The 20,894-nt window shown below is 59.4% G+C and carries 15 protein-coding genes and 4 tRNA genes; 4 read left to right on the top strand and 15 right to left on the bottom strand.

Translation table 11 applies throughout. The annotated features are described in order from the left end of the window. Positions 1-43 precede the first annotated feature (43 nt). From RTQ46_RS00715 to RTQ46_RS00705, 3 genes are all read left to right on the top strand, one after another. The gene (locus RTQ46_RS00715) at positions 44-1,210 is read left to right on the top strand and encodes an HPP family protein (protein ID WP_312433981.1); all 1,167 of its coding nucleotides are present in this window, start codon (positions 44-46) and stop codon (positions 1,208-1,210) included. Continuing rightward, positions 1,207-2,304, top strand: a complete 1,098-nt coding sequence (locus RTQ46_RS00710) for a M48 family metallopeptidase (RefSeq protein WP_312433980.1) — start codon at positions 1,207-1,209, stop codon at positions 2,302-2,304. The genes RTQ46_RS00715 and RTQ46_RS00710 overlap by 4 nt, the downstream gene beginning before the upstream one ends. A 111-nt stretch (positions 2,305-2,415) precedes the next feature. Then, positions 2,416-4,230: a DUF885 domain-containing protein gene (locus tag RTQ46_RS00705; RefSeq protein ID WP_312433978.1), complete on the top strand. Its 1,815-nt coding sequence runs from the start codon at positions 2,416-2,418 to the stop codon at positions 4,228-4,230. A 207-nt stretch (positions 4,231-4,437) separates the two neighbouring features. On the opposite strand, the gene RTQ46_RS00700 is transcribed toward RTQ46_RS00705, so the two are convergent. Both RTQ46_RS00700 and RTQ46_RS00695 read right to left on the bottom strand, forming a co-directional pair. Continuing rightward, positions 4,438-5,277: an HDOD domain-containing protein gene (locus RTQ46_RS00700; protein WP_312433977.1), complete on the bottom strand. Its 840-nt coding sequence runs from the start codon at positions 5,275-5,277 to the stop codon at positions 4,438-4,440. 81 nt (positions 5,278-5,358) lie between these two features. Next, positions 5,359-5,964 carry a helix-turn-helix domain-containing protein gene (locus RTQ46_RS00695; RefSeq protein ID WP_312433975.1) on the bottom strand — a complete coding sequence of 202 codons (606 nt, stop codon included), beginning with the start codon at positions 5,962-5,964 and terminating at the stop codon, positions 5,359-5,361. A 188-nt stretch (positions 5,965-6,152) separates the two neighbouring features. Here RTQ46_RS00695 and RTQ46_RS00690 point away from each other — a divergent pair, with 188 nt between their 5' ends. Next, positions 6,153-6,749 carry a hypothetical protein gene (locus RTQ46_RS00690; protein ID WP_312433974.1) on the top strand — a complete coding sequence of 199 codons (597 nt, stop codon included), beginning with the start codon at positions 6,153-6,155 and terminating at the stop codon, positions 6,747-6,749. Positions 6,750-6,814: 65 nt separating this feature from the next. Here the strand turns inward: RTQ46_RS00690 and rpoC are convergent, their stop codons facing one another. The 13 genes from rpoC to RTQ46_RS00625 form a co-directional block, all read right to left on the bottom strand. Continuing rightward, positions 6,815-11,062 carry a DNA-directed RNA polymerase subunit beta' gene (gene rpoC / locus RTQ46_RS00685; RefSeq protein WP_312433973.1) on the bottom strand — a complete coding sequence of 1,416 codons (4,248 nt, stop codon included), beginning with the start codon at positions 11,060-11,062 and terminating at the stop codon, positions 6,815-6,817. 122 nt (positions 11,063-11,184) lie between these two features. Further along, positions 11,185-15,291, bottom strand: coding sequence for a DNA-directed RNA polymerase subunit beta (gene rpoB, locus RTQ46_RS00680; protein WP_312433971.1), 4,107 nt, complete (start codon positions 15,289-15,291; stop codon positions 11,185-11,187). Positions 15,292-15,552: 261 nt separating this feature from the next. After that, positions 15,553-15,924, bottom strand: a complete 372-nt coding sequence (rplL, locus tag RTQ46_RS00675; protein WP_010394320.1) for a 50S ribosomal protein L7/L12 — start codon at positions 15,922-15,924, stop codon at positions 15,553-15,555. 67 nt (positions 15,925-15,991) lie between these two features. After that, the gene (gene rplJ, locus RTQ46_RS00670; RefSeq protein ID WP_029496119.1) at positions 15,992-16,534 is read right to left on the bottom strand and encodes a 50S ribosomal protein L10; all 543 of its coding nucleotides are present in this window, start codon (positions 16,532-16,534) and stop codon (positions 15,992-15,994) included. A 318-nt stretch (positions 16,535-16,852) separates the two neighbouring features. After that, on the bottom strand, positions 16,853-17,548 hold the full coding sequence (gene rplA / locus RTQ46_RS00665) for a 50S ribosomal protein L1 (RefSeq protein WP_065310183.1): 696 nt from the start codon (positions 17,546-17,548) through the stop codon (positions 16,853-16,855). After that, positions 17,548-17,982 carry a 50S ribosomal protein L11 gene (rplK, locus tag RTQ46_RS00660; RefSeq protein ID WP_034753131.1) on the bottom strand — a complete coding sequence of 145 codons (435 nt, stop codon included), beginning with the start codon at positions 17,980-17,982 and terminating at the stop codon, positions 17,548-17,550. The genes rplA and rplK overlap by 1 nt, the downstream gene beginning before the upstream one ends. A 116-nt stretch (positions 17,983-18,098) precedes the next feature. Continuing rightward, a complete protein-coding gene (nusG, locus tag RTQ46_RS00655; RefSeq protein WP_094442924.1) occupies positions 18,099-18,719 on the bottom strand; it encodes a transcription termination/antitermination protein NusG in 621 nt (206 codons plus the stop codon). Continuing rightward, positions 18,719-19,102 (bottom strand): preprotein translocase subunit SecE, encoded by a 384-nt coding sequence (gene secE / locus RTQ46_RS00650; protein WP_312434171.1) that lies wholly within the window; start codon positions 19,100-19,102, stop codon positions 18,719-18,721. The genes nusG and secE overlap by 1 nt, the downstream gene beginning before the upstream one ends. Before the next feature lie 32 nt (positions 19,103-19,134). After that, positions 19,135-19,210 (bottom strand) — tRNA-Trp (locus tag RTQ46_RS00645). 66 nt (positions 19,211-19,276) lie between these two features. Further along, positions 19,277-20,467 (bottom strand): elongation factor Tu, encoded by a 1,191-nt coding sequence (gene tuf / locus RTQ46_RS00640; RefSeq protein ID WP_308923540.1) that lies wholly within the window; start codon positions 20,465-20,467, stop codon positions 19,277-19,279. 88 nt (positions 20,468-20,555) lie between these two features. Then, positions 20,556-20,630: transfer RNA gene (locus tag RTQ46_RS00635), tRNA-Thr, on the bottom strand. 42 nt (positions 20,631-20,672) lie between these two features. Then, positions 20,673-20,746: transfer RNA gene (locus tag RTQ46_RS00630), tRNA-Gly, on the bottom strand. Positions 20,747-20,799: 53 nt separating this feature from the next. Then, a tRNA-Tyr gene (locus tag RTQ46_RS00625) sits at positions 20,800-20,883 on the bottom strand. Between the last annotated feature and the right edge of the window lie 11 nt (positions 20,884-20,894).

Below are 20,894 nucleotides of genomic sequence, written 5' to 3'. Positions count from 1 at the left end.
AGGCTGATACCGCGCAGCGCGAAGTACAACGCGCCTTCCAACCATGTCCACTTCCCTATTCTCCCGCTGGCTGCCGCAACCGAACAATGGCAGCCGCCGCGAACAATTGCGCGCCTGTGCCGGCGCCATCTGCGGCCTGCTGCTGACAGGCCTGACCTGCCATTTCCTGCTGGCCCCCGACAGCGCCAGTGTCTACCTGATCGCGCCGATGGGCGCCTCCGCCGTATTGCTGTTCTGCCTGCCCGCCAGCCCGCTGGCCCAGCCGTGGTCGGTAGTGGGCGGCAATGTGGTGTCCGGCCTGGTCGGCGTCGCCTGCGTCAGGTGGCTGGGGCCAAGTGTGGGCGTGGCGGCGCTGGCCGCCTGCCTGGCGATTGCCGCCATGTTTGCCTTGCGCTGCCTGCATCCGCCCGGCGGCGCGGTGGCGTTGACCACTGTCGTCGGCGGCGCCAGCGTGCAGGCAGCCGGCTTCGAATTCGTGTTCGTGACGGTGCTGTTCAATTCGGCCATCCTGGTCGCCTGCGCCGTGCTGTACAACAACCTGACAGGACGCCGCTATCCGCACACGCAGCAACTGGCGCCCGCCCATCCGCACGCGACCAGCGACGAGGCGCCGAGCGCGCGCCTGGGCTTTACAGCCGATGACCTGGATGCGGTACTGCGCCAGCACGGCGAGGTGCTCGACATCAGCCGCGACGACCTGCAGGCGATCTTTTTGCAAACCGAATTGCGCGCCTACCAGCGCCGTTTCGGCGTCGTCACCTGTGCCGACATCATGTCGAAGGATGTGCTCAGCGTGGAATTCGGCACGCCGCTCGACGACGCCTGGCGCATGATGCGCACGCACGATATCGGCGCCCTGCCCGTGCTGAACCGCGCACGCCGCGTGACCGGCATCATCACGCAGACGGACTTTTTGCGCCACGGCGGCCTCGACGACTACCAGGGCATGCGCCACCGCCTGCGCGCCATCCTGCAGCGCAGCGGCCTGTCGCATACGGATCGCCCGGAAGTGGTGGGCCAGCTGATGACGGCACGGCCACGCACGGCGCGCCTGGGCACACCCATCATCGACCTGGTGCCGCTGATGGCCGACGCCGGCTACCACCATATTCCCATCGTCGACGACGAAGACCGGCTGGCCGGCATTATCAGCCAGTCCGACCTGATGGCGGCACTTTATGAAACGCGATTTGCCGAGGCGGCCGCATGAAGACCTTCGCTGCCCTGCTGTCCGGCCCCGCCGGCACCACCTCCGTTACCGCCCATTTCTTCGGCAAGCAGCTGGTGCTGCACGACCTGGGCATCAGCGTGGAGATCGACCAACTCATCGTCAGCGTGGGCGGCATGGAGCAGCCCGAACTGTTCCTGAACTGGCTCGACACGCAGGGGCGGCAGGCGACGCTCCAGCCGCTGGGTGCGGAGGCCATCGCCACCGTGCTGCAGGACGCGCCGGCTTCCTTGCAGCCGCCGCTGCACAAGCTGTGGCGCGAACGCAAGCACAACCGGCGGCAGGTGTCCGGCTGGCTGGCCGGACTGACGAGCGCGGCGGTGCTGGCCGGCGCACTGTTCTGGTGGCAAGGCAGCAACGCCATCGGCGCGCTGGCCGGCCTGATTCCCCTGTCGACGGAAAAACAGCTGGGCGAGCTGGCGCTGGCGCAAGTGCGCGCGCAGGGCCAGCTTGCCGGCAGCGGCGCCGCACAGCAGGCGGTGCATGAAATCGGCCAGCGCCTGACGCAGGGCTCGCGCTACCAGTACCGCTGGTTCGTCAAGCAGGATGACAGCGTCAATGCGTTCGCCATGCCGGGCGGCATTATCGTCGTGCATACGGGACTGCTGCGCCAGGCGAGCAGCCCCGGTGAAGTGGCCGGCGTGCTGGCGCATGAAGTGCAGCACGTGGAACAGCGCCATTCCTTGCGCCAGATGATTACCAGCCTGGGCTGGGGCGCGCTGGTGGCGGTGACCATCGGCGATATCAGCGCCGTGGCCGCCATGCTGGCGCACCAGGCCGGCGCCATGTATTTCAGCCGCGACATGGAGGAAGAAGCGGACCGGCTCGGCGTACAAGCCTTGCAGCGTGCGCGCATCCGTCCGGACGGCATGCTGACGTTTTTCCAGAAGATGCGCGACGAAGACAGCGGCAAGACGGCCGCACCGGGCTGGATCTCGTCGCATCCGCAAACGGCGGCGCGCGTGCAGCGCGTGACGGCACTGATCGCTGGTACGCCCTGCCCGAACTGCCTGCCACTGGCCAGCAGTTCCTGGCAGGCGATGAAGGCGGCGCTGCCTGCGGCAGGCAAGCGGTAGGGAGCGCAATATTTCCTGCAAGCGAGTTGGGTGATGGCGTATGCTTACGCCCCGGCCGCTGTCCATCCCGACAGCGCCTCCCGTTCATTCTCCTTACCAAGGACATCGCGCATGAAGCATCGTTTTGTACTCGGCACCGTCGCCGCCTCCCTGTTGCTGGCCTTTGCACCACTGTCGCACGCGGTCCGGCCTGCCGCCACGACGGCAGCCAAGCCTGTCGCCGTCAGTTCGCCGCAAGCAAAGCAGCAATTGCAGGTCGTGGCCGACCAGTACTACGATGCGCTGGCCCGTTTCGAGCCGATCAACGCCACCGAGAGCGGCGACAACCGTTTTGACGACCAGCTGGGCTCGGCCATCGTGCCGGCCGCGCGCGCGAAACAGTTTGCCCTGTACCGCCAGTACCAGAAAACGCTGCGCGCGATTTCGCGCCAGCAGCTGTCGCAGCAGGACCAGATCAACTACGACATCCTCGACTATGAACTGGCGAGCGCCCTGTCGTTCGAGCGCTTTCCGGAATACCTGCTGCCCTTGAACCAGATGGACAGCATGCCGGTCACGCTGGCCAACTACGCCGGTGGCGAAGCCTCGCAGCCGCTGGTCACCGTCAGGCAGTACGACGCCTACCTGAGCCGGCTCGATCAATTGCCCGGCTGGATCGACCAGGCGATTGCCAACATGCGCACCGGCATGCAGAAGAACATCGTGCTGCCGAAGGCGCTGATCGAGTCCGCCCTGCCGCAATTCAAAAAGCTGGTCAGCGCCACGCCGCAGGACAGCGTGTATTACACGCCAGTCAAGAATCTGCCGGCCGCCTTCAGCGATGCAGACAAGGCGCGCCTGACGCAGGCATATACTGGCGTCATCAGCACCAGGCTGATGCCGGCCCTGCAGCGCCTGGCCACCTTCATGGAAACCGAATATCTGCCGGCCGGCCGCACCACCAGCGGCTGGAGCGCCCTGCCCGACGGCGCCGCCTGGTACCAGGCACGCGTGGCGGCCAGCACCACCACCGACATGAAGCCGGAGCAGATTCATGCGATCGGCCTGAAGGAAGTGGCGCGCATCCAGGGCCAGTACGCGATCGTCGGGCCGAAAATGGGCTATACGGGTCCGGCCGCCGGCCTGCCCGTGTGGGTCTCGGAGCAGGCGAAATTCCGCCCGTTCAAGACCGACCAGGAAGTGCTCGATGTCTACCGCAAGCTCAACGTGCTGTTGGACACCAAGCTGCCGGCCCTGTTTACCCTGGTGCCGAAAGCGCCGCTGGACCTGCGCCTGGAACCTGAACTGAGCCGCGACACGGCCGCCGACCACTATACGGCACCGGCCGCCGACGGCTCGCGCCCGGGCGTGTTCTGGTCGGTAGTGACCGACCCGAAACTGTATGGCGACACGGGCATGACCACCCTGTTCCTGCACGAAGGCAAGCCGGGCCACCATTTCCACCTGGCGCTGGTGCAGGAAATGGACCTGCCGAACTTCCGCCGTTTTGGCGGCAACAACGCGTTTACGGAAGGCTGGGCGCTGTATGCGGAAACGCTGGGCAAGGAAATGGGCCTGTTCGACGATCCGGCGCAATATTTTGGCCACCTGAACGACGAAATGCTGCGCGCCGTGCGCCTGGTGGTCGACACTGGCCTGCATACCAAGGGCTGGACGCGCGAGCAGACCATCAAGTACATGCGCGACACGCTCGGTTACGACGCCGTGGCGCGCAGCGAAACGGAACGCTATATGGCGTGGCCCGGGCAGGCGCTGGGCTACAAGATCGGCGCCCTGAAAATCATCGAACTGCGCCAGCGCGCGCAGGCCGCTCTCGGTGACAAGTTCAGCCTGCCGAAGTTCCATGAAGTGGTGCTCGGCGACGGCACCCTGCCCCTGAAACTGCTGGAAGCCAAGGTAGACCGCTGGATCGCCCAGCAATTGTAGGTCGGATCAGCGAGGCGCAGCCTCGCGTAATCCGACAACATTGTTGGCGTGCTGGTGCCGGGCCAGTTTTATACCATCAGAGGTAGAACGCCTGACAAAACCGTAGCGAGCGGCAGTGAGTTGCGGCTGAGAAGCGGAACTGTGCTTGAGCACAGTGAGCATCGGAGGCCGCAAATCGCGACGCGCAGTAGGTTATGTCAGGTGTTCTCACACCAGAAGGGCGGCGCTCATTGAGCGCACCTCTTCCTGAGACTCGGCCAGGATGCTTTGCAAAGTCTCGTTATCGATAATGAAGTCGATCACGGAGTCCGACGGCGTCAGCATTTCGATAAAGGTCGTCTGCAGCGGCGACGGCACCGGCGACAGTTGTTTCGCCAGCAGCAAGGTGTCGAGCAGGGAATCGGGAGGAATCGCCAGCAGGCCATCGCGCAGGCCTTCGATCGCGTCGCTGACGGGCGGCGGGATCAGCAGCTTCTTCATCACTTCGCGTGAAATGATTTCCTCGGCCGATTCCATCCAGTGTTCGCCATCTTCATCGAGCAGGCCGGGAAACTCGTCGGCGCGCGACAGCAGGTAAAAGCCGCCCACCTCGTGCACGATGCCGGCAAACAGCGCCGTGTCGGGGTCGACATGCGTGACGCGGCGCGCCAGCACATGCGCCAGCGCGGCCACATTGGCCGTATGCTCCCACAGCTGGGCCGCCTTCTGGCGCAGCAGCGGGTCGACGATCCTGCTGCCGAACTGGCGCACCACCATCGCCGCCACCAGCGCATACAGATTGCGGTAGCCCATGCGCATGACGGCCGCGCGCACGCTGGTCACGGGCGGCGCATCGCCGCGGCTGTAGACGGCCGAGTTGGCCAGCGCGACGGTACGCGCCGCCAGCAGGGGTTCGGCCAGCACCAGTTTGATCGCGTGATCGATATGGCAATCGGGTTCCGCCAGGGCCAGCTGCAACTGCAACGCGGAGTTGACACTGGTGGGAAACACCAGTTCACCACGTACCGCCTGCGACACAATCAATCCGAATGCCTGTAGTTTATTCATCGCGCTATCAATCCGTCCCGGATATTGTTTTAGTGTGGCACCACTTTATATCAGAAACTTCGCCATCCTCCAGCGCGATTACTATCTGCTGACCTCAGGCAAGGAAATCGACTTTAACGCCAGTTCGTCACCGATCACGAACAGCTTGGGCTGCTGCAGGACCTGCAGCAAGAAGGGCTGGCCCTCGCGCAGGCGCCGCTGGTAGTCGGCCAGCGTATACAGATTGGGATTGATTTTGCGGCGCAAGGTTCGCTCGGCCGGCGCGAGGCGGGTCAGCAAATCGCCATAATTGGCCTCGTCGGCCACCAGCAGCAGGTCGATCTCGCCACCCGGCAAATCCTGGCCACTGCCCGTGGCGCCATACACGAAGGCCAGTTGCAGCTGCATGCGCAACGAACCCAGAGTGCTGCTCAGCACGCCCACCAAACCAAACGTCTTCTGCACCAGCCCGCTCAGTTCGGGATACACCAGGCTTTCCTTGTTGGCCCAGAAGCGCCGCACATTGCCGATGCGCTCCGACGTGATCAGCCCCGCATCATGCAGCCGCCGCAATTCGCGCTGTGCCGACGCGCTGCCCAGCCCTGTCAGCCGCATGATCTCGTTCAGGTGAAAGCCTTCGTTGACGCGGACAAACAGCAGTGCCAGCAGCTTCTGCTGGGCGGGAGAGAACAGGGCTTGGGCAATCATGCGCCAGATCTTAGCACGAGCACGCTGGAAACTGGCGCGGCAGGCGCATGAGCCCATGCGTCAACGGAGTCGGGCGGCAAGAGGACATCGTGCATAATCGCCTGTGTTTGCGCGGTCCACGGTTGGCCGCAACGCCGCACTCCATTCCAACTTGGTGGACCAGCCACCGTCTTCAAAGGAGCATTGACATGTCTTCTGCCACCAGCAGCGTGGTCGGTTTTGTCTCGGGCCAGCTCGATACGGCGGCCTTTGAACAACTTCTTTATACCGACGCAGACACCGAGCATTGGTTGTCGGCGCAGCCGGCGCCAAGATATGCGCATACGGGCCACACGCTGTATCACTACCTGATCTCGCTCGACCTGCGCAATCCGGCAGATGCGCTCAATGCACAGGGCGCGCTGCACGACTTCCTGCAGGCCGCCGGCATTGCGGTCGCCGTTTCCGACAAGCCTGCCGAGCTGCACGCGCTGTTGCTGGCGGCGCAGCCGAAGTGGCTCGATGTGGAGCCGGCCTATGTGGCGGCGCTGCTGGACACCGCGCCGCAGCACGCGAAAAAAAGCGAACGCACGCAGTGGCTGCGGGCAAAACTGCTGGAGCTGTTTTGTTATGCAAAGAAGCCGCCCCGCTGGCTGCAGGCGCCCGCCTGGCCCATCGGGCCGCACGGCCCGCTGGTGTTCCTGGGACAGCTCGCGGTGGACGGCTATTTTCATGACGAGGCCGCCGTCTATGTGTTTCACGACGCGCACACAAACGCGTGCCGCTCGATACTGCAGACTTGCTGATACCGTTGTTCCCATAAAAAAAACGGCACCCGAAGGTGCCGTTTCTTGTCAGCCAGTCGCGTAAATTACGCTTCGTCGCCGTGGTGATGCTGGGCTTGCGTTTCGATGTCCTGCAACGCTTCGGCAGCTTCGCCAGCCATCGAGGCCTTTTCTGCCAGCAGCAGTGCCTGGCGCTCTTCCACTTCCCACGCTTCTTTCTCTTTGCGTGCGCGGTGGAAGGCCAGACCCGTACCGCCAGGGATCAGGCGGCCGACGATGACGTTCTCTTTCAGGCCGCGCAGACCGTCGCGCTTGCCCATGATCGCCGCTTCCGTCAGCACGCGGGTGGTTTCCTGGAACGATGCGGCCGAGATGAACGAATCGGTCGACAGCGATGCCTTGGTAATACCCAGCAGGACGTTTTCGTACGTCGCAGGAATCTTGTTCTCTGCGGTGACGCGGTCGTTCTCGTCCAGCAGTTCCGAACGTTCCACCTGCTCGCCAACGATGTAGTTGGTGTCGCCGGCATTGACGATCTGAACACGGCGCAGCATCTGGCGCACGATCACTTCGATGTGCTTGTCATTGATCTTCACGCCTTGCAGACGGTACACGTCCTGCACTTCGTCAACGATGTAACGCGCCAGCGCTTCGATACCCAGCAAACGCAGGATGTCTTGCGGATCGGCCGGGCCGTCCACGATCATCTCGCCCTTGTTCACGACCTGGCCGTCGTGTACCAGCACTTGCTTGTCCTTGGTAATCAGGAACTCGTGCTTGTTGCCGTCCATGTCCGTGATTTCCAGACGCTGCTTGCCCTTGGTTTCTTTACCGAACGCAACCGTACCCGTGACTTCCGCCAGCATGCCGGCGTCTTTCGGGGAACGGGCTTCGAACAGCTCGGCCACGCGTGGCAGACCACCGGTAATATCGCGCGTCTTCTGCGATTCGGTCGGGATACGTGCCAGCACTTCACCGACCGATACCTGTTGACCGTCCTTCACCATGATCAGCGCGCCGACCTGGAAGCCGATCGCCACCGAGTGTTCGGTGCCGGCGATCTTGACTTCTTCGTTCGCGTCGTTGATCAGCTTGACTTGCGGACGCAACGTTTTGGTCAGCGAACCGCGGCGTTTCGCATCGATCGCCACCAGGGTGGACAGACCGGTCACTTCGTCGACCTGGCGGGCAACCGTGACGCCTTCTTCGACGTTCTCGAAACGCACTTGACCGGCGTATTCGGTAATGATCGGACGGGTCAGCGGATCCCACGTTGCCAGCGCCGTACCGGCCTTGATGACCATGCCGTCCTTGACGATCAGGGTCGCACCGTACGGTACTTTATGACGCTCGCGCTCACGGCCATGGTCGTCGGTAATCAGCACTTCGCCGGAACGGGAAATGACGATTTGCGCGCCCTTGCCATTCGTCACGTAACGCATGGTTGCCGTGAAGCGGATGGTACCGTTCGACTTGGCTTCCACCGACGATGCCACTGCCGCACGCGACGCCGCACCACCAATGTGGAAGGTACGCATGGTCAGCTGGGTACCTGGCTCACCAATCGACTGCGCAGCGACCACACCGACGGCTTCGCCGGCGTTGACCAGCATGCCACGGCCCAGATCGCGGCCATAGCACTTGGCGCACAGGCCGAAGCGCGTGTCGCAAGTCAGTGGCGTACGGACCTTGACTTCGTCGATCGACAGACGTTCGATCTCTTCGACCATGTCTTCGTCCATCAGCGTGCCGGCTTCGTACAGCGTTTCCTGCGATTCAGGATTGACGACATCGTGCACCGTCACGCGGCCGAGGATACGGTCACGCAATGGCTCGATGACTTCACCGCCTTCGACCAGCGCTTTCATCAGGGCGCCGTTCATGGTGCCGCAATCATCTTCGATCACCACCAGATCCTGCGTCACGTCGACCAGACGGCGCGTCAGGTAACCGGAGTTAGCCGTTTTCAGTGCCGTATCGGCCAGACCTTTACGAGCGCCGTGGGTCGAAATGAAGTACTGCAACACGTTCAGGCCTTCGCGGAAGTTCGCGGTAATCGGCGTTTCGATAATCGAACCATCCGGTTTCGCCATCAGACCACGCATACCGGCCAACTGGCGAATCTGGGCTGCGGAACCGCGCGCGCCGGAGTCGGCCATCATGTAAATGGCGTTGAACGATTCCTGCGTCGACTTGGTACCGTCGCGCTTGATCACGTCTTCGACCTTGAGCTGGTCCATCATGGCCTTGCCGACTTCATCGGAGGTCTTGCCCCAGATATCGACCACCTTGTTGTAACGCTCGCCGGCGGTCACCAGACCCGAAGCGTACTGCTGCTCGATCTGCTTGACTTCCGATTCGGCCGTCGCGATCAGGGTGACTTTTTGTGGCGGTACCAGCATGTCGTCGACGCAGATCGAGATACCGGCGCGTGTCGCCAGGCGGAAACCCGATTGCATCAGTTTGTCTGCGAACACCACGGTGGCGCGCAGGCCGCACTTGCGGAACGACGTGTTGATCAGCTTGGAAATCTCTTTCTTTTTCAGTGCGCGATTGAGCACCGAGAAAGGCAGGCCTTTTGGCAGGATTTCCGACAGGATCGCACGGCCGATCGTCGTTTCGTAGCGGGTCACCGTTTTCTCGAATTCGCCGGTTTCGGCGTTTTTCGGGTATTCGGTAATACGCACGGTGACGCGGGTCGTCAGTTCGACTTCCTTGTTGTCGTAGGCGCGGATCACTTCCGACACGTCAGGGAACATCATCCCTTCGTTCTTCGCGTTGATCGCTTCGCGGGTCGCGTAGTACAGACCGAGCACGATATCCTGCGACGGCACGATCGACGGTTCGCCGTTCGACGGGAACAGGATGTTGTTCGACGCCAGCATCAGCGTACGCGCTTCCATCTGTGCTTCGATCGACAGGGGAACGTGGACCGCCATCTGGTCACCGTCAAAGTCGGCATTGAACGCCGCGCAGACGAGTGGGTGCAGCTGGATGGCCTTGCCTTCGATCAGGACTGGCTCGAACGCCTGGATACCCAGGCGGTGCAGCGTTGGCGCACGGTTCAACATGATCGGGTGTTCACGGATCACGTCTTCCAGGATGTCCCACACCACCGGCTCCTGAATTTCAACCAGTTTCTTGGCTGCCTTGATCGTGGTTGCCAGGCCCATCAGTTCCAGTTTATTGAAAATGAATGGCTTGAACAGTTCCAGCGCCATCAGTTTCGGCAAGCCGCACTGATGCAGTTTCAGTTGCGGGCCCACGACGATGACCGAACGACCGGAGTAATCGACGCGTTTGCCCAGCAAGTTCTGACGGAAACGGCCGCCCTTGCCCTTGATCATCTCGGCCAGCGACTTCAGCGGACGCTTGTTGGCGCCGGTCATCGCTTTGCCGCGACGGCCGTTGTCCAGCAGCGAATCGACCGCTTCCTGCAGCATGCGCTTTTCGTTGCGCGTGATGATCTCCGGAGCGCGCAGCTCCATCAGGCGTTTCAGGCGGTTGTTACGGTTGATCACGCGGCGATACAGATCGTTCAGATCCGAGGTCGCGAAACGGCCACCGTCCAGCGGTACCAGCGGACGCAGTTCCGGCGGCAGCACCGGCAGCACTTCCATGATCATCCAGTCAGGCTTGATGCCCGAACGCTGGAATGCCTCGAGCACTTTCAGGCGCTTGGCGTATTTCTTGATCTTCGCTTCGGATTTCGATTCCTTCAGTTCCACGCGCAGCGTTTCGGCATCGCGGTGGATGTCGATCGAGCGCAGCAGTTCACGGATACCTTCGGCGCCCATGAAGGCGGTGAAGTCGTCGCCGTACTCTTCGTACTTGGCGGCGTAATCGTCTTCCGACATGATCTGGCACTTTTTCAGCGGGGTCATGCCAGGATCGGTCACGACATATGCTTCGAAGTACAGCACGCGTTCGATGTCCCGCAGCGTCATGTCCAGCACCATGCCCAGGCGCGACGGCAGCGACTTCAGGAACCAGATGTGCGCGGTAGGCGAGGCCAGTTCGATGTGGCCCATGCGCTCGCGGCGCACCTTGGCCAGCGTGACTTCGACGCCGCATTTTTCGCAGATCACGCCGCGGTGTTTCAGGCGTTTGTACTTGCCGCACAGGCACTCGTAGTCCTTGACCGGGCCAAAGATCTTGGCGCAGAACAGGCCATCGCGTTCAGGCTTGAAGGTACGGTAGTTAATGGTTTCCGGCTTTTTGACTTCGCCGTAGGACCACGAACGGATTTTCTCAGGCGAAGCGAGACCGATCTTGATTGCATCGAAGGTCTCGTTGGTCTGTACTTGCTTGAATAGATCGAGCAGTGCTTTCATGTATCACTCCAGAGGTGATTAAATTTCTATATTCCTGAGACTACATTGCCCGGCATGGTTTCCCAGCCGGGCTTTGTGTTTCCCAAACCAAATGACGCTTATTGGGTCAATAAGCCTGCCGTTTAGTTGCGTTCGAGGTCGATATCGATACCCAGCGAACGGATTTCCTTGACCAGCACGTTGAACGATTCAGGCATGCCGGCGTCGATCACGTGGTCGCCCTTGACCAGGTTTTCGTACACTTTGGTACGGCCATTCACGTCATCGGACTTGACGGTCAACATCTCTTGCAAGACATACGACGCGCCGTACGCTTCCAGTGCCCACACTTCCATCTCACCGAAGCGCTGACCACCGAACTGGGCTTTACCACCCAGCGGCTGTTGCGTCACCAGCGAGTAAGGACCGGTCGAACGTGCATGCATCTTGTCATCAACCAGGTGATGCAGTTTCAGCATGTGCATCACGCCAACCGTGACCTTGCGCTCGAACGCTTCACCAGTGCGACCGTCATACATGGTCACCTGGTTTTTCGACGCGGTCATGCCCAAGTTCTTGGCGATGTCGTCCGGATACGCCAGGTCCAGCATGCGGCGGATCTCGTCTTCATTGGCACCGTCAAACACTGGCGTGGCGAACGGCACACCTTTTTTCAGGTTTTCGGCCAGCTTCATGATTTCTTCATCATCGAAGTTGTCCAGCTCTTCCGCACGGCCGTTGTCGTTGTAGATCGTGGTCAGGTACTTGCGTACTTGCTCGACCTTGGTTTGCGCCTTCAGCATTTCGCCGATGCGGATACCCAGACCCTTGGCAGCCCAGCCCAGGTGAGTCTCGAGAATCTGACCAACGTTCATCCGCGAAGGAACGCCCAGCGGGTTCAGCACCACGTCGGCTGGCGTGCCGTCGGCCATGTATGGCATATCTTCCACAGGAACAATACGGGAAACCACACCCTTGTTACCGTGGCGACCTGCCATCTTGTCGCCCGACTGCAGGCGGCGTTTCACGGCCAGGTACACCTTGACCATTTTTTGCACGCCTGGTTGCAGCTCATCGCCTTGCGTCAGTTTCTTGCGCTTCTCTTCGAAGGCCAGATCGAACTGGTGACGCTTCTCGTTGATCGATTCCTTGATCGCTTCGAGCGCTACCGCGGCATCGTCGTCCGCCGGGCGGATGTCGAACCAGTGGTATTTGTCCAGATCGTCCAGGTATTCCTTGGTGATCTTGGCGCCTTTGGCCAGCTTTTTAGGGCCGCCGTTGACAACTTTGCCGATCAGCATTTTTTCCAGACGCTGGAAGGCATCGCCTTCAACGATACGCATCTGGTCGTTCAGGTCCAGACGGAAGCGTTTCAGTTCGTCATCGATAATCTGCTGGGCGCGTTTGTCGCGCACGATGCCTTCACGGGTGAAGACTTGCACGTCGATCACGGTACCGATCATGCCCGAAGGCACGCGCAGCGAGGTGTCTTTCACGTCCGACGCTTTTTCGCCGAAAATCGCGCGCAGCAGCTTCTCTTCCGGGGTCAGCTGGGTTTCGCCTTTCGGCGTCACTTTGCCGACCAGGGTATCACCGGCTTGCACTTCGGCGCCGATGTAGACGATACCGGACTCATCCAGACGAGCCAGCTGGTTCTCGGCCAGGTTCGAGATGTCGCGCGTGATTTCTTCCGCGCCCAGTTTCGTGTCACGGGCCACCACCGACAGCTCTTCGATGTGAATCGAGGTGTAGCGGTCGTCCTTGACGACGTTTTCCGAGATCAGGATCGAATCTTCGAAGTTCAGACCATTCCATGGCATGAAGGCCACGGTCATGTTCTGGCCCAGAGCCAATTCCCCCAGGTCGGTCGATGCGCCGTCGGCGATCACGTCGCGCTTGGCAACACGGTCGCCCACTTGCACGATCGGACGCTGGTTGATGTTGGTGTTCTGGTTCGAACGGGTGTACTTGATCAGGTTGTAGATGTCGACGCCGACTTCACCAGCTTGCGCTTCGTCATCGTTCACGCGAATCACGACACGGCCCGCATCGATGTAATCGACGATACCGCCACGCAGCGCCTGCACGGTGGTGCCCGAGTCAACCGCGACAGTGCGTTCGATACCGGTACCGACCAGCGCTTTTTCAGGACGCAGGCAAGGCACGGCCTGGCGTTGCATGTTGGCGCCCATCAATGCACGGTTCGCATCATCGTGTTCGAGGAACGGAATCAGCGAGGCAGCGACGGAAACGATCTGGCCTGGCGCCACGTCCATGTACTGGATGCGCTCCGGGGAGACCAGGATGGTTTCGCCAGCTTCACGGGCCGACACCAGTTCATCGGACAGCATGCCGGCGTCGTTGATGGTCGCATTCGCCTGGGCGATGATGTAGCGGCCTTCTTCGATGGCGGACAGGTAGTCGATCTGGTCGGTGATCTTGGAGCCTTCGACCTTGCGGTACGGGGTTTCCAGGAAGCCGTATTCATTCAGGCGGGCGTACAACGCCAGCGAGTTGATCAGACCAATGTTCGGACCTTCCGGTGTCTCGATCGGGCAGACGCGGCCGTAGTGGGTCGGATGCACGTCGCGCACTTCAAAGCCGGCGCGTTCGCGTGTCAGACCGCCGGGTCCCAGAGCCGATACGCGGCGCTTGTGGGTAATTTCCGACAGAGGATTGGTTTGGTCCATAAACTGCGACAACTGGGACGAACCGAAGAACTCGCGAATCGCGGCCGAAATCGGCTTCGAGTTGATCAGGTCGTGCGGCATCAGGTTGTCCGCTTCGGCCTGGCCGAGGCGTTCCTTGACGGCGCGCTCAACACGCACCAGGCCGGCGCGGAATTGATTCTCGGCCAGTTCGCCCACGCAACGTACGCGACGGTTACCCAGGTGATCGATATCGTCGACTTCGCCGCGGCCATTGCGCAGTTCCACCAGGATCTTGATCACGGCCAGCACGTCGTCGTTCGACAGCGTCATGGCGCCGGTCAGTTCATCGCGGCCAATGCGGCGGTTGAACTTCATGCGGCCCACGGCCGACAGGTCGTAGCGGTCCGAGTTGTAGAACAGGCCGTTGAACAGCGCTTCGACGGAATCTTCCGTTGGCGGCTCGCCTGGACGCATCATGCGGTAGATCGCCACTTTCGCAGCCATCTGGTCGGCGGTGTCGTCGATACGCAGCGTTTGCGAGATGTAGGCGCCCTGATCCAGGTCGTTGGTGTACAGGGTCTGGATTTCGGAGATGTTGGCGTCGCGCAGGCGGCCCAGCAGGTCTTCGGTCAGCTCGTCGTTCGCGGACGCGACCACTTCGCCGGTGTCGCCATCGACGATGTTCTTCGCCAATACGCGGCCCAGCAGGTAGTCTTCCGGTACGGAAATGTGCTTGATGCCGGCAGCTTCGATATCACGCACGTGTTTCGCGTTGATACGCTTGTCTTTCAGCACCAGGGTCTTGCCCGACTTGTCGACGATGTCGAAGCGCGCCACTTCGCCGCGCAGACGCTCGGAGACGAATTCCATTTCCGCGCCTTCGGAGCGCAGGTTGAAATTGTCGAAGACAAAGAAATTGGCCAGGATCTGCTCGTGCGACATGCCGATGGCTTTCAGCAGGATCGTCACAGGCATCTTGCGGCGGCGGTCGACGCGGAAGAACAGGATGTCTTTCGGGTCGAACTCGAAGTCCAGCCACGAACCGCGGTAAGGAATAATACGCGCGGAGAACAGCAGCTTGCCCGACGAGTGGGTCTTGCCGCGGTCGTGTTCGAAGAACACGCCTGGCGAGCGGTGCAGCTGGGAAACGATAACCCGCTCAGTGCCGTTGATCACGAACGAACCGGTGGTCGTCATGAGCGGCAATTCGCCCATGTAGACTTCCTGTTCCTTCATTTCCTTGACGACTGGCTTGGTTGGCGATTCCTTGTCCAGGATCACCAGACGCACTTTCGCGCGCAGCGGCGACGCGAACGTCAGGCCACGTTGTTGACATTCTTTGACGTCAAAGGCAGGATCGCCCAGGACGTACGACAAGAATTCGAGACGCGCAAAACCATTGTGCGACACGATAGGGAAAATCGAAGTGAAGGCCGACTGCAGGCCATCATTCTTGCGGCCGGACGGTGCTATGTCCTCTTGCAAGAAGCTATGATAAGACTCGAGCTGGGTCGCCAGCAGGAACGGAACGTGGTGAACGTTGGCGCGCTTCGCGAATGATTTGCGAATGCGTTTCTTCTCAGTAAATGAGTAGTGCATGGACACTCCGTGAGTGACAGAAAGGATAGAAAATTCAGGTTTTGCAAGTGCTCGTTTGCAACATTCGCGGCTGCGTGTGACACAGACGAAACCTCAAGGCTCTGCTTTCCGGCTTGAATCGAATAAAAACTGCGGCTACAACGACGTTACTACTATGTACAAATACGATACAGACGACAAAGGAGCCAAAGTCGGATTTCCCCCCTTGCGAGGGGAAACCTCAGACTTTGACTCGGGCGCTAACTGACGCCAGTACAGATATTACTTGATCGAAGCGGTTGCGCCGGCTTCTACCAGTTTCTTCTGTGCAGCTTCAGCGTCAGCTTTCGACACTGCTTCTTTCACAGTTTTTGGTGCGCCATCGACCAGGTCTTTAGCTTCTTTCAAGCCCAGGCCGGTGATTTCGCGAACTGCTTTAATGACGCCAACTTTGTTTGCGCCGAAGCTGTCCAGGATGACGTTGAATTCGGTTTGCTCTTCAGCAGCTGCTGCTGGGCCTGCTGCAGGACCGGCCGAAGCCATTGCTGCTGCGGATACACCGAATTTTTCTTCGAATGCTTTCACCAGGTCGTTCAGGTCCATTACGGACATGGCGCTAACTGCTTCCAGGATGTCGTCTTTGCTAATTGCCATTTTGAAACTCCTAAATTTATTACGTTAGTTACATCAGATTGGTACTGAGAGAAAAAAGCGCGCGCAATTAAGCGGCTGCTGGGGCTTCTTCTGCTGCTGCTTCTTCTGCAGGAGCTTCGGCGCCTTCGCCTTTTTTCGCTGCCAGGGCAGCCAGACCACGTGCAAAGCCCGAAACCGGAGCCAGCATAACGCCCAACAACTGCGAGATGAGGACTTCACGGCTAGGAATGCTCGCCAACGCGGTGACAGCAGCTGTATCCAGCGGCTTGCCTGCGTAGTTACCTGCTTTGATAACCAGTTTGTCGTTGGTTTTAGCGAAGTCAGCGATGACTTTAGCTGCTGCAACGGCATCGGCCGAGATCGAGTAGATCAACGGGCCGGTCATGGCATCTGCCAGGCTGGCGAATGCGGTACCTTCAACGGAGCGACGAGCCAGAGTGTTTTTCAACACACGCAGGTACACGCCTTGGGCACGCGCTTTAGCACGCAGTTGCGTCAAGTGACCAACCTGGATGCCACGATATTCGGCCACGACGATCGTTTGCGCATTTGCTACTTGTGCGGAAACTTCGGCGACAACGGCCTTTTTGTCATTCAGATTGAGACTCACGGTCAACCTCCTTAAATGATGTTCAGCGATCACAACCGAGTGGTTGAGCGCCTTGCATCGGTTCGAACACGGCGTCCGAAGTCAAGAAGTACTAAACTGAGCGGATGGATTCACGCAGCATGAGGACTACAAAACTTGTTCGGGTACACCATCTGCGTTGGGCACCGGCCGTTGCCGGCCAGTCTATTAACCTTCTGCATATGCGATCGCAGTCGGCCCAACGGTCTTTGATTGTCTGCCGGCACGGTGAGAACACCATGCCGACAGCCCAAAGATGCGCCCGCAGCGCCCGAAGGCGCGCGGGACTTGATTCTTTGCTTAAGCTGCCAGGCTTGCCTGGTCAACACGGACGCCAGCGCCCATGGTCGACGACAGCGAAACTTTGCGCAGGTACACGCCTTTGCTCGATGCTGGCTTGGCTTTGTTCAGCGCGTCGATCAGTGCGACCAGATTCGATTTCAGATCTGCGTCAGCGAACGATTTGCGGCCGATGGTAGCGTGGATGATACCGGATTTGTCGGTACGGTACTGAACTTGACCGGCTTTCGCGTTTTTCACGGCGGTAGCGACGTCAGGCGTAACAGTGCCGACTTTCGGGTTAGGCATCAGGCCGCGTGGGCCCAGGATCTGACCCAGGGTACCAACGATACGCATGGTATCTGGCGAAGCGATGACGATATCGAAAGGCATGTCGCCGGCTTTGATCTGCTCGGCCAGGTCTTCCATACCAACGATGTCGGCGCCAGCAGCCTTGGCTGCTTCTGCTTTTTCGCCCGACGCGAAGACAGCCACGCGTACGGTTTTGCCGGTGCCAGCTGGCAGCACGACGGAACCGCGCACAACCTGGTCGGATTTCTTAGGATCAACACCCAGTTGTACCGATACGTCGATCGATTCGTTGAACTTGGCGGTTGCGCACTCTTTGATCAGAGCGACAGCGTTGTCGAACTCGTACGCTTTGGTACGGTCAACTTTGGCTTTGAAAGCCTTGATACGTTTGGATAACTTAGCCATTATACAACACCTTCCACCGTGATACCAATCGAACGTGCGGAACCAGCGATGGTGCGTACAGCAGCATCCATGTCGGCAGCGGTCAGATCAGGGGTTTTCAATTTAGCGATTTCTTCAGCTTGTGCGCGGGTCAGCGTACCGACTTTGTCGGTATGTGGCTTCGGCGAACCCTTGGTGATCGCAGCAGCTTTTTTGATCAGGTAGGTTGCTGGTGGCGTCTTCATCACGAACGTGAAGGACTTGTCAGCAAACGCGGTGATCACGACAGGAATCGGCATGCCTGGCTCCAGACCCTGGGTCTGTGCATTGAAGGCTTTGCAGAATTCCATGATGTTCAGGCCACGTTGACCCAGAGCTGGACCGATTGGTGGGGATGGGTTTGCTTTACCAGCTGGCACTTGCAGCTTGATAAAACCAATGATTTTCTTTGCCATGATGGCTCCTATCTTGGATTGAGTAGTAGCGCCCCGCCGATCCTACCCTGGCGGGGCTCCTCTGACCGGATTTCGCAGTAACTCTTGCGACGCTCCTGGTGGCGCTTGATACAGACTTAAACTTTTTCGACCTGGCCGAATTCGAGTTCCACCGGAGTCGCGCGGCCGAAAATCGTGACCGAGACGCGTACCTTGGATTTCTCGTAGTTGACTTCTTCGACGTTGCCGTTGAAGTCGGTAAACGGACCATCCTTGATGCGGACTTGCTCGCCCACTTCGTACAAGGTTTTCGGACGGGGCTTTTCAACACCTTCCTGCATCTGGCGCATGATGGCATCGATCTCGCGCGCGGAAATCGGCGTCGGCTTGTTCGATTTGCCACCAATGAAACCGGTAACCTTGCTGGTGTTTTTTACCAGGTGCCAGCTCTCGTCCGTCATTTCCATTTCAACCAGCACATACCCTGGGTAGAAACGACGTTCGGTGACCGACTTCACACCATTCTTGACTTCGACTACTTCTTCGATCGGCACCAGGATCTGGCCGAACTGGTCTTGCATGCCGGCGCGTTCGATGCGCTCGGTCAGTGCACGCATGACGCTTTTTTCCATGCCGGAATAAGCATGCACGACGTACCAGCGCTTGCTGCTGACCGGTACGCTCAGCGCTGCGCCAGATTCCGTTGCCGGAACGTCGCCAGCTGCGGGTGCCGCGTCATCTTGCACATTTTCGCTCATTATTTTTTCCAACCCAGAATTACGTCATACAACAGAAACTCAAGCAATTTATCCGTGCCCCACAGGAAAATCGCCATCACCAGCACAAAGGCAAACACGATCGCAGTAATCTGCGTGGCTTCTTTGCGGGTGGGCCAAACGACTTTCTTGGTCTCGCGTACTGATTCTTTGGCGAAATTCAGGAATTCACGGCCGGTCGTCGAGACATACAAGAGCGCAACAGCAATAACCAAACCAGCCACAAGCGCGCTTGCACGCACCAGAGCTGGTTGGCCTGCCAGGTAATAAAACCCGACTACTCCTGCGATCGCAGCCACTATTGCCAGCGCGACTTTTATCTTGTCACTCGACGTGCTAACGGTTTGCACGGATTGATTTGACATTTTTCTACTTTCGGTGCCCTGCACCTTGACGGTGGCAGGGACGGAGGGCATCGAACCCCCAACCTTCGGTTTTGGAGACCGACGCTCTGCCAATTGAGCTACGTCCCTACGTAAAACTTTTGTGGAGTGCTATTCTACCACCTGAGACGCCCCAGGTGGAAGCATAACGTTTCCTTATGCGAGGATTTTTGCAACCACGCCGGCGCCGACGGTACGGCCGCCTTCGCGGATAGCGAAGCGCAGACCTTCTTCCATCGCGATCGGGTTGATCAGCTTGACGGTGATCGACACGTTATCGCCTGGCATAACCATTTCTTTGTCTGCTGGCAACTCGATCGAACCGGTCACGTCCGTGGTACGGAAGTAGAACTGTGGACGATAGTTGTTGAAGAATGGCGTGTGACGGCCGCCTTCGTCTTTCGACAGGACATAGATCTCGCCGGTGAAGTGGTTGTGCGGCTTGATCGAGCCTGGTTTTGCCAGAACTTGACCACGTTGCACGTCTTCACGCTTGGTGCCGCGCAGCAGCAGACCAACGTTGTCGCCTGCCTGACCTTGATCCAGCAGCTTGCGGAACATTTCCACGCCGGTGCAAGTCGTTTTGACGGTATCGGTGATGCCGACGATTTCGATCTCTTCGCCGACCTTGATGATGCCGCGTTCGATACGACCGGTCACAACGGTACCGCGACCCGAGATCGAGAACACGTCTTCCACTGGCATCAGGAATGCACCGTCAACAGCGCGCTCTGGCGTCGGGATGTAAGCATCGAGTGCATCGGCCAGACGCAGCACTGCGTCAACGCCCATTTCGCCTTCTTTGCCTTCCAGCGCCATACGTGCCGAACCTTTGATGATAGGCAGGTCGTCGCCTGGGAATTCGTACTTCGACAACAGCTCGCGCACTTCCATTTCGACCAGTTCCAGCAGTTCTGCGTCGTCGACCAGGTCGCACTTGTTCAGGAACACGATGATGTATGGAACGCCAACCTGGCGGGCCAGCAGGATGTGTTCGCGGGTCTGTGGCATTGGGCCATCAGCTGCCGAGCAAACCAGGATCGCGCCGTCCATCTGTGCTGCACCGGTAATCATGTTCTTGATGTAATCGGCGTGGCCTGGGCAGTCAACGTGAGCGTAGTGACGGGTAGCCGTTTCGTACTCGACGTGAGCGGTGTTGATGGTAATGCCGCGTGCTTTTTCTTCTGGAGCCGCATCGATCTGGTCGTATGCTTTGGCTTCGCCGCCGAATTTCTTCGACAGAACCGTTGCGATTGCAGCGGTCAGCGTGGTTTTACCGTGGTCGACGTGGCCGATGGTGCCGACGTTGACGTGCGGCTTGGTCCGTTCGAATTTACCTTTTGCCATTTTGAACTCCTAATGATTTGATTAGATTGCTCAGGCACACGCCCGACGGTCTGGTTTGAATTGCTTCTGTGTTGCCTGCTGCGAATTCTGGTGCCCTTGACGTGGATCGAACACGTGGCCTCTCCCTTACCAAGGGAGTGCTCTACCACTGAGCTACAAGGGCTGTAATTTTGCTGCATGGATGCATCAGCATCTGAACGGGAACTGGAGCGGGTGAAGGGAATCGAACCCTCGTCGTAAGCTTGGAAGGCTTCTGCTCTACCATTGAGCTACACCCGCGAGGTATCGTTCACTTGTCTTCACTTGCTTTACCCAGTTTTCTTGCAAAAACTTGGTGGAGGGGGCTGGATTCGAACCAGCGTACTCGAAAGAACAGATTTACAGTCTGTCGCCTTTAACCACTCGGCCACCCCTCCGCGGGAACCGC

This window comes from Janthinobacterium sp., assembly GCF_031995485.1.
Classification (GTDB): domain Bacteria; phylum Pseudomonadota; class Gammaproteobacteria; order Burkholderiales; family Burkholderiaceae_D; genus Janthinobacterium.
Note: the sequence above shows the minus strand (reverse complement) of the source record. Positions and strands in the feature narration are given on the sequence as shown.

Excerpts from the sequence above, each read along its gene's own strand:
- RTQ46_RS00715 (WP_312433981.1), top strand. The coding sequence starts at position 44 with ATGTCCACTTCCCTATTCTCCCGCTGGCTGCCGCAACCGAACAATGGC.
- RTQ46_RS00710 (WP_312433980.1), top strand. The coding sequence starts at position 1,207 with ATGAAGACCTTCGCTGCCCTGCTGTCCGGCCCCGCCGGCACCACCTCC.
- RTQ46_RS00705 (WP_312433978.1), top strand. The coding sequence starts at position 2,416 with ATGAAGCATCGTTTTGTACTCGGCACCGTCGCCGCCTCCCTGTTGCTG.
- RTQ46_RS00700 (WP_312433977.1), bottom strand. The coding sequence starts at position 5,277 with ATGAATAAACTACAGGCATTCGGATTGATTGTGTCGCAGGCGGTACGT.
- RTQ46_RS00695 (WP_312433975.1), bottom strand. The coding sequence starts at position 5,964 with ATGATTGCCCAAGCCCTGTTCTCTCCCGCCCAGCAGAAGCTGCTGGCA.
- RTQ46_RS00690 (WP_312433974.1), top strand. The coding sequence starts at position 6,153 with ATGTCTTCTGCCACCAGCAGCGTGGTCGGTTTTGTCTCGGGCCAGCTC.
- rpoC (WP_312433973.1), bottom strand. The coding sequence starts at position 11,062 with ATGAAAGCACTGCTCGATCTATTCAAGCAAGTACAGACCAACGAGACC.
- rpoB (WP_312433971.1), bottom strand. The coding sequence starts at position 15,291 with ATGCACTACTCATTTACTGAGAAGAAACGCATTCGCAAATCATTCGCG.
- rplL (WP_010394320.1), bottom strand. The coding sequence starts at position 15,924 with ATGGCAATTAGCAAAGACGACATCCTGGAAGCAGTTAGCGCCATGTCC.
- rplA (WP_065310183.1), bottom strand. The coding sequence starts at position 17,548 with ATGGCTAAGTTATCCAAACGTATCAAGGCTTTCAAAGCCAAAGTTGAC.
- rplK (WP_034753131.1), bottom strand. The coding sequence starts at position 17,982 with ATGGCAAAGAAAATCATTGGTTTTATCAAGCTGCAAGTGCCAGCTGGT.
- nusG (WP_094442924.1), bottom strand. The coding sequence starts at position 18,719 with ATGAGCGAAAATGTGCAAGATGACGCGGCACCCGCAGCTGGCGACGTT.
- secE (WP_312434171.1), bottom strand. The coding sequence starts at position 19,102 with ATGTCAAATCAATCCGTGCAAACCGTTAGCACGTCGAGTGACAAGATA.
- tuf (WP_308923540.1), bottom strand. The coding sequence starts at position 20,467 with ATGGCAAAAGGTAAATTCGAACGGACCAAGCCGCACGTCAACGTCGGC.